Consider the following 17,800-nt stretch of genomic DNA (forward strand, 5'->3'; position numbering starts at 1 on the left):
TAGCCACCGTTTTTCACATCAATAATAAGGAAATTAATATGGCTAAAATGTTAGGTTCGGATCTGGTTAAACGTGGAATGGCTCAAATGCAAAAAGGCGGGGTCATCATGGATGTAGTGAATGCGGAACAAGCTCGTATCGCAGAAGCTGCCGGTGCGGTTGCGGTGATGGCATTGGAACGTGTACCTTCCGATATTCGCGCGGCCGGCGGGGTAGCAAGAATGGCGAATCCGACGATTGTGCGTGAAGTGATGGAAGCGGTGTCCATTCCGGTAATGGCAAAAGCCCGTATCGGACATATTGTTGAGGCAAGAGTGCTGGAAGCAATGAGCGTAGATTATATCGACGAAAGTGAGGTATTAACGCCGGTAGATGAAGAGTTTCACTTATTAAAAAGTGACTATACCGTACCTTTCGTGTGTGGTTGCCGAGATTTAGGCGAGGCTCTGCGCCGAATTGGTGAAGGTGCTTCAATGCTACGCACTAAAGGCGAACCGGGAACGGGCAATGTAGTGGAAGCGGTGCGCCATTTACGCAAGGTTAATGCGCAATTACGCAAAGTGATTAATATGAGCCATGACGAATTGATGACCGAGGCAAAACAATTAGCCGCGCCGTTTGAATTATTGCTACAAATCAAAACGCTAGGCAAATTACCGGTGGTGAATTTTGCGGCGGGCGGAATTGCTACACCGGCAGATGCCGCATTGATGATGGAACTCGGTGCAGACGGTGTATTTGTCGGGTCAGGGATTTTTAAATCCGAAAATCCGGAAAAGTTTGCAAAAGCGATTGTACAAGCTACCACTCATTATCAAGATTATGACTTAATCGCTCGCCTTTCGGAGGATTTAGGCGAACCGATGAGAGGTCTAGAGATCAGCAAATTAGCGGCACAAGATCGTATGCAAGAGCGTGGTTGGTAATGAAAGATTATACAAAATATACCGTAGGCGTATTGGCACTTCAGGGGGCAGTTTCAGAACACATTGCTCAAATAGAGACACTGGGTGCAAAAGCCATTATGGTAAAAACATTAACCGAATTGCAGCAAGTTGATGCACTTGTGTTACCCGGTGGCGAAAGTACCGCAATGAAACGTTTAATACATTCAAGCGGTTTATTTCAGGCATTACAATCATTTGATAAACCTATCTTGGGTACTTGCGCCGGATTGATTCTATTAGCGAATAAACTTGAAGGCAACGAGCAGCCTCATTTGGCGAAAATGGATATTCAAGTTCAACGTAATGCTTTTGGGCGACAGGTTGATAGTTTCCAAACGGAATTAATGGTTAAAGGATTTGCCGAACCCTTTCCGGCGGTTTTTATTCGTGCGCCTTATATAAGTGCGGTCGGAAATGAGGTGGAAGTATTGGCGGAATGGCAGGGCAAGATTGTCTTTGCCAAACAAGGTAATTTACTGGCTTGTGCATTTCATCCGGAATTAACTTCAGATAACCGTATTATGGCATTGTTGTTACAACAGATTAAAAGCTAGAGTAGTTTGTTGGCACTCGGGACACCGTATAGGTGTCCTTCTTCATTTTTAGCGATAAATATTTGCAAAAAATGCGGAAAATTAGACCGCTTGTTTTTGCTGCTTTTGTTCTTGGCGGCGGCGTTGAAAAAATCGGCTGATTTTTTGGCTGCAATCTTTCGCTAATACTCCGCCTCGAATCTCAAGAAAGTGATTCATCTTATAATCTTCAAACAGATGAAATCTCGAGCCGATAGCACCGGTTTTATAATCGCTCGCACCGAAAACTAAGCGATGTAAACGGCTATGTAAAATCGCTCCGGCACACATAGTACAGGGTTCTAACGTAACATACAGTGTGCAATCTAGCAAACGATAGTTATTTTGTTCCTTACCTGCTTGGCGAATAGCGAGCATTTCCGCATGTGCACTGGGATCGGAAAGTTGAATTACTTGATTCCAACCTTCGCCGATAATCTTCCCTTTGCTATCGACTAGCACCGCACCAACCGGAATTTCACCGATTGCTTCCGCACGATCAGCTAATTGCAATGCATATTGCATAAAGTGAATATCCTGTGCCGAAATAGCGAGAGAACATTGAGTCGTTTGAGGTTTGATAAACATAATAGTAAAAAGTAGTGAAAATTTAACCGCTTGACTTAATAGCAAAATGCCCCAAAAAATGGGGCATTTAGTTAATAATATGAATTAGTCGCGGCGACTACGACCTTTGTCGGCAAAACGTTTTTCTTTAAAACCGCCTTTTTTACGGTCGTTAAAGCCACCTTCACGACGGTCAGAACGGCCGCCACGATCTCCACGACGGTCATTACGATCATTTCTATCGTTACGGCGACCGCCACCACGGCGTTCTTCAAACGGTTGGCTGTTTACACCGCCAGCAGGGCCTAATAAAGACATTTGCATTTGTTTGTTTAATACGCGTGCTTTTTGAGCAAAGTGTTGCACGATGTGGTTCGGCATACCTTGAGGTAACTCAATGGTAGAGTAATTATCGTGTAATTTAATATGACCGATATAACGGCTGCTAATATCGCCTTCGTTAGCGATAGCACCTACGATATGACGTACTTCAACACCGTCTTCACGGCCTAATTCGATACGGTATAAATCCATCGCTACACCGTTATTTTCACGATGTTCTCGACCGCCACGGCGTTCATCACGTCCACCACGGCTATCGTCACGATCTCTGCGTCCGCGTTCGCTACGTGCCGCACGAACTTCAGGATCCGGTGGAAGAATCAGTTTTTGTTTATCTTGAAGCATCATCATCATCGCGGCCGCCAATTCTTCATGATCTTGGTCTGCAGTGAATAAATCCTCAAGTAATTCACGATATTTTTCTAAATCATGATGCTCTAATTGTTTAGAAACACGTGCTTTGAATTTCTCACGACGTTTTTGCATTAGAATTTCATGATTTGGAATCGGAACTTCATCAATCGGTTTTTTCATTAGATGTTCGATATTACGTAATAAACGGCGTTCACGCGGTTCTACGAATAATAATGCACGACCTGAACGACCTGCACGACCGGTACGACCGATACGGTGCACGTAAGATTCCGAATCTAACGGAATATCATAGTTGATTACAAGACTAATACGCTCAACGTCTAAACCACGAGCTGCCACATCAGTTGCAACAAGAATATCCAAACGACCGGATTTTAATTTATCTAACGTTTGCTCACGAGCTTGCTGAGTCATATCGCCGTTTAATGCTGCCGTACGATAACCGTTACGCTCACATAATTCGGTAATATCGATTGTGCCGGTTTTCGTACGAGTAAAGATGATTGCTGCATCAAATTCTTCCACTTCTAGGAAACGTAATAACGCATCGTTTTTACGGAAACCGTTTACTAACCAGTAGCTTTGTGTAATATCTGGCGCAGAACGTTGGGTCGCCTGAATTTTGACTTCTTGCGGATCTTTCATAAAACGGCGAGTAATGCGACGAATCGGCTCCGGCATGGTTGCGGAAAATAATGCGGTTTGGTGATTTTCCGGTAATTCCGCCATCACGGTTTCAACATCGTCAATAAAGCCCATACGAAGCATTTCGTCCGCTTCATCCAATACGATAGATTGAAGGGCGGAAAGGTCTAATGTGCCGCGACGAATATGGTCAAGAATACGACCAGGTGTACCGACGACAACTTGCGAGCCTTGTTTTAATGCACGTAATTGAATGTCATAACGCTGACCGCCGTAAACGGTAACAACATTAATACCTTTCATATTTTTAGTAAATTGTTCGCACGCATCCGCCACTTGAATTGCAAGTTCACGAGTCGGTGCCATTACTAACATTTGCGGATGACGTTTAGATGAATCAATTTGCGCCAACAACGGTAAAGAGAATGCCGCTGTTTTACCGCTACCGGTTTGAGCCATACCGAGTACGTCGCGACCGGCTAATAAATGAGGGATTGTTTCTTGTTGAATCGGCGATGGGTTTACAAACCCCATATCATTTACTGCATCAAGAATAGATTGTGGAAGACCAAGGTCTGCGAAAGTTAAAGAATTAGTTGTCATAAAAAACCATAAATAATAATAGACAATAGACTATTTCGAATAAATATAAAAAATATATTTATTCGTCCATATCCATCATCAATTGATAGAAATTGTTGAGTATTTAGGAAAGAAAAAATGAAATAAAGAAGCAATATCAAATGCTTTTAACAAATTGTCCCAAGAGTATAAGCGGTCTGTTTTACAAAAAAATCGTAAAATTAGACCGCTTCATTCGTCCTAATTTTTCCCAACAACGGGATCATCTTGAACTACTACATTGCTACCGCCACGGAGCTGAGAGAGTTCAAATAGGGCAAAACGATACTCAACAAAGTTAAACACTTGATTTGCAAGAGAGAGACGGAAAAGCGTGGTCGCTTCATCCGTTTTATTTAATTTGAGTTTTTGTTTTGCTAAATAAAAATATGTTTCAGTTAAAATTTCTGCATAAGAAGCAGTATTAGGTTGTGCTTCTGCATCCATTCTAGCACGAAGTTCGCCTAGAGTTAAGTCCCCTAAGAAATAATGTACAACATTTGTTCCCCAAAATTCCGGAGAAAGCGTTTTAGCACGCGTAATTAAGTTGTTTTTTGCTTCTGTAGGTTTAAGTTCCAACTCATTGAAATATAACCATAATGTTCGGTATGGATCTTGTTTTTCCGCTTCATAAAAGCGTAATAAATCACGCTCGGCTTCAGAATAACGACCGCTATAATAAAAAGCTAACCCGCGATTAAGATAGGTATAATTATAGTTCGGATCTAATTCCAATACCGCATTAAAGGCATCAATCGCACTGTCATAATCATCTTCAAGTAACAGATATAGCCCCATATAGTTATAAGCGGCAACCATTTTCTGGTTCAATCCGATAGCTTGAGTAAAATCATAGCGTGCAAGCGACCAAAGCCCTAGACTGTCATAGAGTACACCGCGTTCAAAGTGAAGAGCGGCACGTTCGTCCGGATTTAATTTGGCTTCTTGTAGTACTTGCGTTAAACGAACTACCATTACTTCTTGTTCAAAGCGTAATTGAGGGTTTAATTCGGCTAAAGCTAAACGATTGGAAGAAACCATTTCCGACGAGTGACGGCTGATACAACCGGTCAGAAATAGTAACGCCAAAAGATTAAGCATCAAGAAGCGAAGATGAAACACTTTAAAAATCAGTAAAAACATTAGGTAAGTAGCCTTTGAGAAAATATATCTACCTTCACGCAATGGAAGGTAGATATTCTGTCATTAAATCTCAGTTTGTGGTTCTGATGAAACTTCCGCTTCTTCAGCTACGTTTTCGGCAACAGGGGTATCGTTATTAATATCTTTCATTGTTAAACGAATACGGTTTTGACGATCGATCTCAACTACTTTCACAGTCACTTCTTGACCTACGCTTAAGTAATCGGCTACACGTTCAACACGTTCATTCGTAATTTGTGAAATATGCACTAAGCCTTCTTTGCCACCTAAGATAGAAACAAAGGCGCCGAAATCAACGACACGTGTAACTTTACCTTTGTAGATTGCGTTCACTTCAACTTCAGCCACGATGTCTTCGATACGAGCCATTACTGCTTTTGCCGCATTGTTATCGGTTGCGGCAATTTTAACCGTACCGTCGTCATCAATATCAATCGAAGTACCGGTTTCTTCGGTTAATGCACGAATTACCGCACCGCCTTTACCGATAACGTCTTTGATTTTCTTCGGATCAATTTTCATCGTATGGATACGAGGCGCAAAATCAGAAATGTCTGCACGAGGTGCAGGAATCGCTTGTTCCATCACGCTTAAAATGTGCATACGCGCACCTTTTGCTTGATTTAATGCGATTTGCATAATTTCCGGTGTGATACCTTCGATTTTAATGTCCATTTGAAGTGCGGTAACACCTTCACGCGTACCGGCTACTTTAAAGTCCATATCGCCTAAGTGGTCTTCATCACCTAAGATATCCGAAAGTACTACGAATTTTTCTTCTTCTTTCACTAAGCCCATTGCGATACCCGCAACCGCCGCTTTAATAGGCACGCCGGCATCCATTAACGCTAAAGAAGCACCACATACGGAAGCCATTGAAGACGAACCGTTTGATTCGGTAATTTCAGATACCACACGAACTACATACGGAAACTCTTCCGCAGTCGGCATTACCGCTAACACACCGCGTTTTGCTAAACGACCGTGGCCGATTTCACGACGTTTCGGCGAACCGATACGACCCGTTTCACCGACAGAGTACGGAGGGAAGTTATAGTGGAATAAGAAACGGTCCGATTTCTCGCCGGTTAATTCGTCAATAATTTGTGCATCGCGCTCAGTGCCTAAGGTTGCAACCGCTAATGCTTGCGTTTCACCACGGGTGAAGATTGCAGAACCGTGCGTACGAGGTAATACGCCGGTGCAAATGTCTAATGCGCGAACGGTATCTACCGTACGACCGTCAATACGCGGCTCGCCGGCAATGATACGACCGCGAACAATAGAACTTTCTAATGCGGTAATAATATCGATAATCGCACCTTCCGAAACAGTTTCGTCTTGTGCGGTTAATTGTGCGATAACATCCGCTTTAATTGCATCAATTTGTTCGTAACGCGCTTGTTTTTCTGTAATACGATACGCATCGCCGATACGAGCTTCCGCTAACGCTTTTACTTGATTGATTAATGCAGTATTCGGTTCCGGTGCAACCCAATCCCAACGTGGTTTGCCCGCTTCTTTTACGAATTCTTTGATGTTTTCAATTACTACTTGTTGTTGCTGATGACCGAATACGACTGCGGATAACATTTGTTCTTCAGAAAGAATATCCGCTTCCGATTCAACCATTAATACCGCTTTATCCGTCCCTGCTACTACAAGGTCTAAGCGACTGATTTTTTGTTCTGAAGTGGTCGGGTTTAATACGAATTGATCATTGATAAAACCGACACGAGCAGCACCGATAGGGCCGTTGAACGGTACGCCTGATAATGAAAGTGCGGCGGAAGCACCAATCATTGCCACTAAATCCGGGCTGATTTGCGGATTCACCGAAACAACCGTAGCAATCACTTGAATTTCGTTAAAGAAACCTTCTGGGAAAAGCGGACGCACAGGACGGTCGATTAAACGAGCGATTAATGTTTCGCCTTCTGACGGACGACCTTCACGTTTGAAGAAACCGCCCGGAATACGACCTGCCGCATAAGTACGTTCTTGGTAATCAACTGTTAAAGGGAAAAAGTCTTGACCTTCTTTGACATCTTTTTTGGCCACAACGGTTACGAATACGGTTGTATCGTCCATGCTCGCCATAACGGCTGCCGTTGCTTGACGTGCGATAGCACCTGTTTCTAAGGTTACGGTATGCTGACCGTATTTAAATTGTTTAACAATTGGATTCATTTTGACATTCCTATTAATTTTATTACTTTATATTTGTTTTATTTCTTTAAATTGCGACTAGCAAAAATTCTCTAATCAATTTGATTTTATTTAGCAGAAAATTTTTGATAGCCGCCTCTCTAAAAATAAGAAACAAAACGAATCTATTATACAGAAAGTTTTATAGAAAATCGCCTATTATTTTAGAGCTTGTAAGATTTTTACAAAATCAGACCGCTTAGCTTTTTTGAGGTGGACAGATATCCATAAATCATAGAAAATAAACGGTCTTTTTTACTAAATAATTTGCAAAAAATGAGTACAGAAATCAATTACGAAGGCGTGGAGCAAATGCCGATTAAGCGTTTCACCGAAGACGCTTACCTCAACTATTCGATGTACGTCATTATGGACCGTGCTTTGCCGTTTATCGGCGACGGTTTAAAACCCGTACAACGCCGTATTATTTATGCAATGTCCGAGTTAGGCTTAAATGCTTCGGCAAAATATAAAAAATCGGCACGTACCGTCGGGGACGTGTTAGGTAAATTCCATCCGCACGGCGATAGTGCTTGTTATGAAGCGATGGTATTAATGGCACAGCCGTTCTCTTATCGCTATCCGCTTATTGACGGACAAGGAAACTGGGGTGCACCTGACGATCCTAAATCTTTTGCTGCAATGCGTTATACCGAATCAAAACTGTCGAAAATGGCAGAGGTGTTACTGGGCGAATTAGGACAAGGTACAGTTGATTACCAACTGAATTTTGATGGTTCGCTTGAAGAACCGAAATATTTACCGGCACGTTTACCGCATATTTTGCTAAATGGCACGATGGGGATTGCAGTCGGTATGGCAACCGATATTCCGCCGCACAATATCAATGAATTAGCCGAAGCGAGCGTAATGTTGTTGGAAAACCCGAAAGCAAGTTTTGCCGAATTAATGACGGTGGTACAAGGTCCGGATTATCCGACCGAAGCGGAAATTATTACGCCTAAAGCCGATATTGCCAAAATGTATGAGCAAGGTAAAGGCTCAATCAAAATGCGTGCGGTATGGAAAAAAGAAGACGGCGAAATTGTGATTTCGGCATTACCGCATCAAGCTTCACCGTCAAAAGTGATTGAGCAAATCGCAACGCAAATGCGTAATAAAAAATTGCCGATGGTGGATGATATTCGTGATGAATCGGATCACGAAAACCCTATTCGTATCGTGATTGTACCTCGCTCAAATCGTATTGATTTTGAAGCGTTAATGGATCATTTATTTGCCACAACCGATCTTGAGAAAAGCTATCGCGTCAATATGAATATGATCGGGCTGGACGGTAAACCGGCGGTGAAAAATCTGCACACGATTTTAACCGAATGGCTAATGTTCCGCCGTACTACGGTAACGCGCCGTTTAAGTTACCGTTTAGATAAAATTTTAAACCGCTTGCATATTTTAGACGGTTTGATGATCGCTTTCCTGAATATTGATGAAGTGATCGAAATTATCCGCAATGAAGATGAACCGAAAACGGCATTAATGGCTCGCTTTAATTTAAGTGAAGTACAAGCCGAAGCGATTTTAAATTTACGCTTACGTCATTTGGCAAAATTAGAAGAACACGAATTGCAGGCGGAAAAATCACAGCTTGAAAAAGAGCGTGATGAATTGCAATTAACGCTTGGTTCGGAACGCCGTTTAAATACGCTGATTAAAAAAGAAATTCAGGCGGATGCAAAAGCGTTTGCCAGCCCACGCCGTTCGCCATTGGTTGAACGTGCTGAAGCGAAAGCAATTTCTGAAAGTGACTTAACCCCGACTGAAGATGTTACGGTGATTCTATCGGAAAAAGGCTGGGTACGTTGTGCGAAAGGGCATGATATTGACGTGCAAGGCTTAAGTTATCGTGCCGGTGATGGTTATCTTTCACATGCATATGGCAGAAGTAATCAGCCGGTCGTGTTTCTCGATAGCACGGGGCGAGCTTATGCGCTTGATCCGACTTCGCTACCATCGGCACGTTCTCAAGGCGAACCGCTCACCGGTAAGATTACTTTGCCGGAAGGGGCAACCGTTCAGCAAGTATTAATGGCGAACTCGGAAACTAAAGTCCTGATGGCATCAGATTCCGGCTATGGCTTTATTTGTAGCTTTGAAGATTTAGTTTCTCGCAATAAAGCGGGTAAAGCAGTCATTTCTTTAACCGAAAATGCCAAAGTGCTGCCACCGCAATTAATTGATAATGAAACTGAACTTTCACTTGTCGCAATGAGTAGTGTCGGACGAATGTTAGTATTCCCGATCACCGAATTGCCACAGCTTTCGAAAGGTAAAGGGAATAAGATTATCAATATTTCCGCACAGGCGGCAAAAGAAGGTAATGAATTGCTTGCCCGTTTATTACTGGTTAAACCGATACAATCGTTAGTGTTTGTTTCCGGCAAACGCAAAATTACCCTTAAACCGAGTGATATTGATAATTACCGTGGTGAACGTGCAAGAAAAGGTTCTCAACTTGTAAGAGGCCTAAGCGCGACTTCGACAGTGGAAATTGTAGACTAATTATTTCCTCATCAGACAAACGGTCAAATTTCGTAAAAACTTTGCGGAATTTGATCGCTTCTTTTTTTGATTTCATTCCTATTTGATTCACATTCCTGTACAATAAACACCATTTTTTCATCAACAAACGATAAAGCTGTATGCAAAACGAATTGGCACAGACAATCCCAGAACTGATCAACTGGACGAAAGAGCGAGAATTCTCTCTTTCGCTCTCTTCTGATCGCCTTGCCTTTCTCTTGGCGATTTCCATTTACAATAACGAACAAACGGACGGAGAACTTCTCGAAAGTGATCTAGTGGATCTTTTTCGTTATGTTTCTGAGGCATTCGACCAAGCGGAAGCCACCCTTACACAACGTGCCAATAATGCGATTAACGATTTAGTTAAGCAGCGTTTTCTTAACCGTTTTTCCAGCGAATTTACCGAAGGTTTAGCCATTTATCGTATCACGCCATTAGGTGTGGGTGTGGCGGATTATTACGTGCGTCAGCGAGAGTTTTCTACCTTACGTTTATCCATTCAGCTTTCAATTGTAGCAGACGAGATTCAGCGTGCTTCATCGGCGGCGGAAGAGGGCGGTGACGAGCGTTTTTGGCGCAATAACGTATTTGCACCGCTTAAATATTCGGTAGCGGAAATTTTCGATAGTATCGATCTTTCCCAACGTATGATGGATGAAAACCAACATCAAATTCGTGAGCGAATTGCCGAGCTATTAAGTCAAAATTGGCATGAAGCGATTCTTAGTTGTGAACAATTACTGGACGAAACCTCGGGTAATTTACGTGAGCTACAAGATACGCTTAATGCGGCAGGTGACAAGTTACAGGCGCAATTACTGCGTATTCAAAGCTGCTTGATTGGGCGTGATGATTTGGATTTTGTCGATCAACTGATTGTCAATCTGCAAAACAAATTAGACCGTATCATTAGCTGGGGGCAACAAGCGATTGACCTGTGGATCGGTTATGATCGCCACGTTCATAAATTTATTCGTACGGCGATTGATATGGATAAAAACCGTGTATTCGGTCAGCGTTTACGCCAATCTATTCAAGATTATTTCAATGCACCTTGGTTACTTTATACTGCGAAAGCGGAATCACTATTAGATCTACGTGACGATGAAACGATGCTGAATGAGGCGGAAGCGGTCGGTGAGTTGCCGAGCGAATTGGAATACGAGTCGCTTTCAGATGTTCAAGAACAGATTATCAGTGTAATGCAAGCGCATTTAGCACCGTTTAGGGCAGAAGACAAACCAATCGATCTTGGTGCGGTATTACGTGAGCAACTGGCACTTTATCCGCAATCTCGTCATTTTGATGTGGCACGAATTATTGTGGATCAAGCGGTAAAACTCGGTATGGCAAGCCTCGATAGCCAAGCGGTTTACCCAGAGTGGCAAGCAATTAATGATAAGGGTGCAGAAGTTCAGGCGAACGTAATCGACCAATATAACAAATAGTAGGGTGGGCATTTTGCCCACCATTGGAAAAACAGAAAGTTTAATGGTAGGCAAAATGCCTGCCCTACGAGAGTAAAATATGACAGAGCAAATTCAAGACGTTATTTCTCAAAAATTGGCAGTGGCAATTGCCAACCCGATTTTCCCGGAGCTAGACAGCCAACTTCGTGCCGGTCGCCATATTAATACGGAACAGCTGGACGAACACGCTTTTTTAATGGACTTCCAAGCCGAGTTAGAAAGTTTTTACCGCCGTTATCACGTGGAATTAATTCGTGCGCCGGAAGGCTTTTTCTACTTACGCCCGAAAGCATCAACTTTAATTGCTCGTTCGGCAATGTCGGAAATGGAAATGTTAGTGGGTAAAGTACTTTGCTATCTTTACCTCAGTCCGGAGCGTTTAGCGCAACAAGGTATTTTTAGCCAAGATGATGTATATGAAGAGCTGATGAATCTCGCTGATGAAAGCAAATTACTCAAGGCGGTGAATCCGCGTTCGACCGGTTCTGACTTAGATAAAGCAAAATTAGCCGAGAAAGTTGGTGGTGCGTTACGCCGTTTGGCACGTATCGGTATCATTACTCGTATTGGTGAGCAAAACAGCAAGAAATTTGTGATCTCGGAATCGGTGTTCCGTTTCGGTGCGGATGTCCGAGTGGGCGATGATCCGCGAGAAGCGCAATTACGCTTAATTCGTGACGGTGAAGCGACAACGCCGGCAATTTTAGCGGAACAAGCGGTCGAATTTTCAGAAAGTGCTGTAGAAGATGAGAGCGAAGAGTAAGTTTAGGTAATTATATGACACAGTTTTTAGCTGATAGCGATTATAAGCAATGGCTGGCAGATTTAAAATCTCGTATTAAGCAAAGTCAAATAAAGGCTGCTGTAAGTGTCAATTATGAATTGCTTAATCTATATTGGGAACTTGGAAAAGAAATACTTATTCGCCAAGAAAATTATGCTTGGGGAGAGGGATTTCTTAAGGCTCTAAGTCGAGATTTAAAGCATTCTTTTCCCGAAATATCAGGTTTTTCAGAGGAAAATCTCAAGAAAATTCGATATTGGTATAAATTTTATACTCAAGATGATTTGTTCTCTTCTTCTGAGAATAAAACTAATAATGTAATCGGGTTACAAGCTGTAACCCAATTTGAAGCATTGATTAAATCTATCCCTTGGGGTCACAATCAAAGGATTATGTATAAGTGTCAGACTGTTCCGCAGGCTTTGTTTTATGTACAGAAAACATTAGAAAATGGTTGGAGCCGTTCGATCTTAGAACATCAAATAGACAGCAAACTTTATGAAAGACAAGGGAAGGCAATTAGTAATTTTGAAGTGAGGCTTCCATCGGAACAATCAGACCTAGCTCAACAAACGTTAAAAGATCCTTACAATTTTGATTTTCTGACACTAAGAGAAAATTATGATGAAAGGGAGTTGGAAAGTCGGTTAGTTGAAAAAATTACACAATTCTTGCTGGAACTTGGTACAGGGTTTGCTTATATGGGGCGACAGGTTCATATTCAGGTCGGAAAAAGTGATTTTTATATGGACTTGTTGTTTTACCATGTCCGCTTACGCTGTTATGTGGTTGTAGAGTTGAAAACAGAAAAGTTTAAGCCTGAGTTTGCAGGAAAATTAAATTTTTATGTTACAGCGGTTAATAGACAAATAAAAAGCATACAAGACAATCCTACTATTGGTATTCTGATTTGTAAGGATAAAGACGATATTGTTGCGGAATATGCGTTAAGTGATATGTCACAACCAATAGGTATTAGTGAATATCAAATTACTCAATGTTTAAGTGAAGAATTTAAAAGTAGCTTACCAACAATTGAAGAAATTGAAAAAGAGTTGGAATAAATAAAATGACAGATACAAACGAATTATTTGAAGATCAAACCACTGCGTTGCAAAATTCTGCACCAATCGCACCGCTTGCCAATCCTCAACATACAGTGAGCCGTGGTAAATTCCGTTCGCTTACGTTAATTAACTGGAACGGTTTTTTTGCACGTACCTTCGATTTAGACGAGTTGGTGACCACGCTTTCGGGCGGTAATGGTGCGGGTAAATCCACCACAATGGCGGGTTTTGTGACCGCTTTGATCCCCGATCTTACCCTATTAAACTTCCGTAATACGACAGAAGCCGGTTCAACCTCGAGCTCTCGTGATAAAGGTTTATACGGGAAATTAAAAGCCGGTGTGTGTTATGCGGTATTAGAGTCGTTGAACTCTCGTGGACAACGTGTAATTACCGGTGTGCGGTTACAACAAGTGGCGGGGCGTGACAAAAAAGTGGATATTCGCTCGTTCTCGTTACAAAACGTGCCGATGAGTGATTCAATCATTAGTATACTGACTGAACAAGTTGGCGAAAAAGCACGTGTATTGCCGTTAGCGGATTTAAAAGACAAATTTGATGGTTCGGAAGTGCTATTCAAGCAATATCACTCGATTACCGATTATCACAGCTTTATGTTCGATTTAGGCGTGATTCCTAAACGTTTACGCTCCTCGGCGGATCGCAGCAAATTCTATAAATTAATCGAAGCGTCGCTTTACGGTGGTATTTCAAGCGTGATTACCAAATCGTTACGTGACTATTTATTACCGGAAAACACCGGCGTTCGCCAAGCGTTCCAAGATATGGAATCGGCATTACGTGAAAATCGTATGACGTTAGAAGCGATTAAGGTTACGCAATCTGATCGTGATATGTTTAAACACTTGATCACCGAATCGACTAACTACGTTTCTGCCGACTATATGCGCAATGCAAATGAGCGCCGTGGTAACGTACAAATTGCGTTAGAGCAACGCCGTGCGTGGTATGAATCAAAATCGAAACTTGAATTGGAACAGCAACGTTTAATCGAATTTAGCCGTGAAGTAGCGGATATTTCAGAAAACGAAAGTGGCTTAGAAGCGGAATACAATTCAGCGAACGATCACTTAAATTTAGTGATGAATGCGCTTCGTCACCAAGAAAAAATCGAACGTTATCAAGATGAAGTCGCGGAACTCAATGAAAAGTTAGAAGAGCAACAAATTGCGTTGGAAGAAGTTTCCGAACAAGTGGAAACTGCGCAAGTAAGAGCGGATGATGCTGATGAGCAAGTGGAAGAATTACGCTCACAGATGGCGGATTATCAGCAAGCGTTGGATGCGCAGCAAACACGTGCATTGCAATATCAACAAGCGATTGCCGCATTAGAAAAAGCGAAACAACTTTGTGGCTTACCACATTTAGATCTCCATAATGTGGAAGATTATCATGCCGAGTTTGCCGCACAAGCGGACGATTTAACCGATCAAGTTTTCGAACTGGAACAACGTTTATCCGTTTCGGATATGGCGAAAACGCAGTTTGAAAAAGCTTATGAATTAGTTTGCAAAATTTCCGGTGGAATTGACCGCTCTGAAGCGTGGAATGAAGCGAGAAGTTTGCTGACAGCGTTTACCGATCAAAAAATGCAGGCAACACAAGCGGTCGCTTTACGCCAAAAACTTGCAGATTTAGAACAACGGTTACATCAACAACAAAATGCGGAACGCCTATTAGCTGAATTTAACCAAAAAGCACAAACGCAATTTGAAACCGCGGAAGAATTAGAGAGCTATTTCGAACAGCAACAGGTACGTCTTGAAGATGTGGAAGCGGAATTAGCGGAATTTGTTGAAGTGCGTTCGACGCAGCGTCAGCAACGTGAACAGCTTAATCAGCAATATAATCAACTGGCGAAAACCGCACCGGCATGGCATACGGCACAATCCGCATTAGCACGTTTAGAAGAGCAATGTGGTGAAAAATTTGAAGCCAGCCAATCGGTAATGCAGTTTATGCAAAATATGCTGACCAAAGAGCGTGAAGCCACTTTAGCACGTGATGAATTAGCACGCCGAGAAGCTGCGTTAGACGCACAGATTACTCGTTTAAGTCAGCCGGACGGTTCGGACGATGTTCGCTTAAATCAATTGGCGGAACGTTTTGGCGGCGTATTACTTTCTGAATTATATGATGATGTATCGATTGATGATGCACCGTATTTCTCAGCACTTTACGGTGAAGCTCGTCATGCAATTGTGGTACGTGATTTAGAAAGCGTTAAAGCACAATTAGAAAAATTAGACGATTGCCCGACCGATCTTTATTTGATCGAAGGTGACCCGTCAGCATTTGATGATGCGGTATTTACTGCAGAAGAATTGGCCGAAGGTGTGGTGGTCAAAGTATCTGATCGCCAATGGCGTTATTCTAAGTTCCCAGAAGTGCCGTTATTTGGACGTGCAGCACGTGAGAAACATTTAGAAACGTTAAAAGCCGAGCGTGATGAAGTGAGCGAACAACATGCGGAACGTGCCTTTGACGTGCAAAAATGTCAGCGTTTACATCAGCATTTAAGCCAATTTGTCGGTACGCATTTAAGTTTAGCCTTCCAGCCGAATCCGGAAGAGCAAATGCAAGAAATTGCGGTGGAACGTACTGAAATCGAACGTGAACTTAACCAAGCAGCAGGCAACGAACAGCAATTGCGTACTCAATTAGATTCAGCAAAAGCGAAATTGCAAATGTTGAATAAAATTCTACCGCTTGTTAGCTTGTTAGAAGACGAAACCTTAGCGGATCGTGCGGAAGAATGTCGTGCACAGTTAGATGAAGCGGAAGAAGATGAACAGTTTGTTCGCCAATTCGGTAATTACTTAACTCAATTAGAACCGATTGCTGCGAGCTTGAAGAGCGATCCGGCGAAGTTTGAGCAGTTGGAGCAAGATTACCAACAAGCTAAAGCGGAGCAAAAACAAGTTCAACAAAAAGTTTTTGCACTGTCTGATGTGATTCAACGTCGTGTGCATTTTAGCTATGAAGAAGCGATCGGTTCGGAAGGATCTGCATTAACCGAACAATTACGAGCTCGTTTAGAGAGCGCACAACGTGAACGTGAGCAAGCTCGTGATCAATTACGTCAAGCACAAGCGCAATTTACTCAATACAACCAAGTTTTAACCGGTTTACGCAGTTCGTGTGATGCGAAAACACAGATGTTGCAAGAGCTGATTCGTGAAATTGATGACTTAGGCGTACGTGGTGATATCGGTGCGGAAGAGCGTGCAAGAGCCCGCCGTGACGAATTACAACAACGTTTAAGTCAACAACGTTCTCGTAAAGGTTATCTAGATAAACAATTAGGTACGATTGAAGCGGAAATTGATAATTTAACTCGTACGCTACGTAAAGCGGAACGTGATTACCACACACAACGTGAGTTAGTGGTGCAAGCGAAAGTCAGCTGGTGTTTGGTACTTAAACTTTCACGTAATAGCGATGTAGAAAAACGCTTAAATCGCCGTGAATTAGCCTATCAATCGGCGGAAGAATTACGTTCGATTTCCGATAAAGCGTTAGGTGCTTTACGTACCGCTGTGGCGGATAACGAATATCTCCGTGACAGCCTACGAGCTTCGGAAGATAGCCGTAAGCCGGAAAATAAAGTGGCGTTCTTTATTGCGGTTTATCAGCACTTACGTGAGCGTATTCGTCAGGATATTATCAAAACCGATGATCCGATTGATGCGATTGAACAAATGGAAATCGAGTTATCTCGTTTAACTAACGAATTAACCAGCCGTGAGAAAAAATTAGCAATCAGTGCGGAATCTGTGGCAAATATCTTGCGTAAAACGATTCAACGTGAGCAAAACCGTATCTTACAGCTTAACCAAGGGCTACAAAATATTGCCTTCGGTCAGGTGAAAGGCGTTCGCTTAGTAGTGAATATTCGTGATACGCACGCAATCCTACTTAACGCATTGAGCAATGGCAGAGAAGAGCATAAAGATTTATTCGACAGCCAAAAACTCAGCTTCTCAGAAGCGTTGGCAATGTTGTATAAACGTGTGAATCCGCATATTGAAATGGGACAACGTACGCCACAAACGATCGGTGAAGAGTTATTGGATTACCGTAACTATTTAGATCTTGAAGTGGAAACCTTCCGTGGCGCAGACGGTTGGATGCGTGCGGAAAGTAGTGCGCTTTCAACCGGTGAAGCGATCGGTACCGGTATGTCCATCCTGTTAATGGTGGTACAAAGCTGGGAAGAAGAGTCTCGCCGTATGCGTGCGAAAGATATTTTACCGAGCCGCTTATTATTCCTTGATGAAGCGGCACGTTTGGATGCAACTTCAATCAATACTTTGTTTGAATTGTGCGAACGTTTAGATATGCAGTTATTGATTGCCGCACCGGAAAATATCAGCCCGGAACGTGGTACGACTTATAAATTGGTGCGTAAAATCACCAATAACCAAGAGTATGTACACGTGGTCGGATTGAAAGGGTTTGGAGTTTAAGT

General features: G+C 42.5%; 11 protein-coding genes. 7 read left to right on the forward strand and 4 right to left on the reverse strand.

What is annotated here, in order from left to right; translation table 11 throughout:
* Positions 1–38 precede the first annotated feature (38 nt).
* Together pdxS and pdxT are read left to right on the forward strand one after the other, a co-directional pair.
* Entirely contained in the window at positions 39–926 is an 888-nt protein-coding gene (gene pdxS, locus NYR63_RS02970) for a pyridoxal 5'-phosphate synthase lyase subunit PdxS (RefSeq protein WP_279458114.1), read from the forward strand.
* Positions 926–1,501, forward strand: a complete 576-nt coding sequence (gene pdxT, locus NYR63_RS02975) for a pyridoxal 5'-phosphate synthase glutaminase subunit PdxT (protein ID WP_279458115.1) — start codon at positions 926–928, stop codon at positions 1,499–1,501. The genes pdxS and pdxT overlap by 1 nt, the downstream gene beginning before the upstream one ends.
* 81 nt (positions 1,502–1,582) lie before the next feature.
* Here the strand turns inward: pdxT and tadA are convergent, their stop codons facing one another.
* The 4 genes from tadA to pnp form a co-directional block, all read right to left on the reverse strand.
* Positions 1,583–2,107 carry a tRNA adenosine(34) deaminase TadA gene (tadA, locus tag NYR63_RS02980; RefSeq protein WP_279458528.1) on the reverse strand — a complete coding sequence of 175 codons (525 nt, stop codon included), beginning with the start codon at positions 2,105–2,107 and terminating at the stop codon, positions 1,583–1,585.
* Positions 2,108–2,191: 84 nt separating this feature from the next.
* Positions 2,192–4,051 carry a DEAD/DEAH box helicase gene (locus NYR63_RS02985; protein ID WP_279458116.1) on the reverse strand — a complete coding sequence of 620 codons (1,860 nt, stop codon included), beginning with the start codon at positions 4,049–4,051 and terminating at the stop codon, positions 2,192–2,194.
* A 219-nt stretch (positions 4,052–4,270) separates the two neighbouring features.
* Positions 4,271–5,212: a lipoprotein NlpI gene (gene nlpI, locus NYR63_RS02990; protein WP_347710237.1), complete on the reverse strand. Its 942-nt coding sequence runs from the start codon at positions 5,210–5,212 to the stop codon at positions 4,271–4,273.
* Positions 5,213–5,275: 63 nt separating this feature from the next.
* On the reverse strand, positions 5,276–7,423 hold the full coding sequence (gene pnp, locus NYR63_RS02995) for a polyribonucleotide nucleotidyltransferase (RefSeq protein ID WP_279458117.1): 2,148 nt from the start codon (positions 7,421–7,423) through the stop codon (positions 5,276–5,278).
* 294 nt (positions 7,424–7,717) lie between these two features.
* On the opposite strand from pnp, the gene parC reads away from it, so the two are divergent.
* The 5 genes from parC to mukB all read left to right on the forward strand — a co-directional run bounded on the left by parC (position 7,718) and on the right by mukB (position 17,798).
* Entirely contained in the window at positions 7,718–9,964 is a 2,247-nt protein-coding gene (parC, locus tag NYR63_RS03000) for a DNA topoisomerase IV subunit A (protein WP_279458118.1), read from the forward strand.
* A gap of 140 nt (positions 9,965–10,104) precedes the next feature.
* On the forward strand, positions 10,105–11,436 hold the full coding sequence (mukF, locus tag NYR63_RS03005; RefSeq protein WP_279458119.1) for a chromosome partition protein MukF: 1,332 nt from the start codon (positions 10,105–10,107) through the stop codon (positions 11,434–11,436).
* Positions 11,437–11,515: 79 nt separating this feature from the next.
* The gene (gene mukE / locus NYR63_RS03010) at positions 11,516–12,220 is read left to right on the forward strand and encodes a chromosome partition protein MukE (RefSeq protein ID WP_279458120.1); all 705 of its coding nucleotides are present in this window, start codon (positions 11,516–11,518) and stop codon (positions 12,218–12,220) included.
* Between the two features lie 14 nt (positions 12,221–12,234).
* Positions 12,235–13,305: a PDDEXK nuclease domain-containing protein gene (locus NYR63_RS03015; RefSeq protein WP_279458121.1), complete on the forward strand. Its 1,071-nt coding sequence runs from the start codon at positions 12,235–12,237 to the stop codon at positions 13,303–13,305.
* 5 nt (positions 13,306–13,310) lie between these two features.
* Positions 13,311–17,798 (forward strand): chromosome partition protein MukB, encoded by a 4,488-nt coding sequence (gene mukB, locus NYR63_RS03020; protein ID WP_279458122.1) that lies wholly within the window; start codon positions 13,311–13,313, stop codon positions 17,796–17,798.
* Positions 17,799–17,800 lie beyond the last annotated feature (2 nt).

The organism is Actinobacillus genomosp. 1, from assembly GCF_029774175.1.
Classification (GTDB): Bacteria; Pseudomonadota; Gammaproteobacteria; order Enterobacterales; family Pasteurellaceae; genus Actinobacillus.

Excerpts from the sequence above, each read along its gene's own strand:
- pdxS (WP_279458114.1), top strand. The coding sequence starts at position 39 with ATGGCTAAAATGTTAGGTTCGGATCTGGTTAAACGTGGAATGGCTCAA.
- pdxT (WP_279458115.1), top strand. The coding sequence starts at position 926 with ATGAAAGATTATACAAAATATACCGTAGGCGTATTGGCACTTCAGGGG.
- tadA (WP_279458528.1), bottom strand. The coding sequence starts at position 2,107 with ATGTTTATCAAACCTCAAACGACTCAATGTTCTCTCGCTATTTCGGCA.
- NYR63_RS02985 (WP_279458116.1), bottom strand. The coding sequence starts at position 4,051 with ATGACAACTAATTCTTTAACTTTCGCAGACCTTGGTCTTCCACAATCT.
- nlpI (WP_347710237.1), bottom strand. The coding sequence starts at position 5,212 with ATGTTTTTACTGATTTTTAAAGTGTTTCATCTTCGCTTCTTGATGCTT.
- pnp (WP_279458117.1), bottom strand. The coding sequence starts at position 7,423 with ATGAATCCAATTGTTAAACAATTTAAATACGGTCAGCATACCGTAACC.
- parC (WP_279458118.1), top strand. The coding sequence starts at position 7,718 with ATGAGTACAGAAATCAATTACGAAGGCGTGGAGCAAATGCCGATTAAG.
- mukF (WP_279458119.1), top strand. The coding sequence starts at position 10,105 with ATGCAAAACGAATTGGCACAGACAATCCCAGAACTGATCAACTGGACG.
- mukE (WP_279458120.1), top strand. The coding sequence starts at position 11,516 with ATGACAGAGCAAATTCAAGACGTTATTTCTCAAAAATTGGCAGTGGCA.
- NYR63_RS03015 (WP_279458121.1), top strand. The coding sequence starts at position 12,235 with ATGACACAGTTTTTAGCTGATAGCGATTATAAGCAATGGCTGGCAGAT.
- mukB (WP_279458122.1), top strand. The coding sequence starts at position 13,311 with ATGACAGATACAAACGAATTATTTGAAGATCAAACCACTGCGTTGCAA.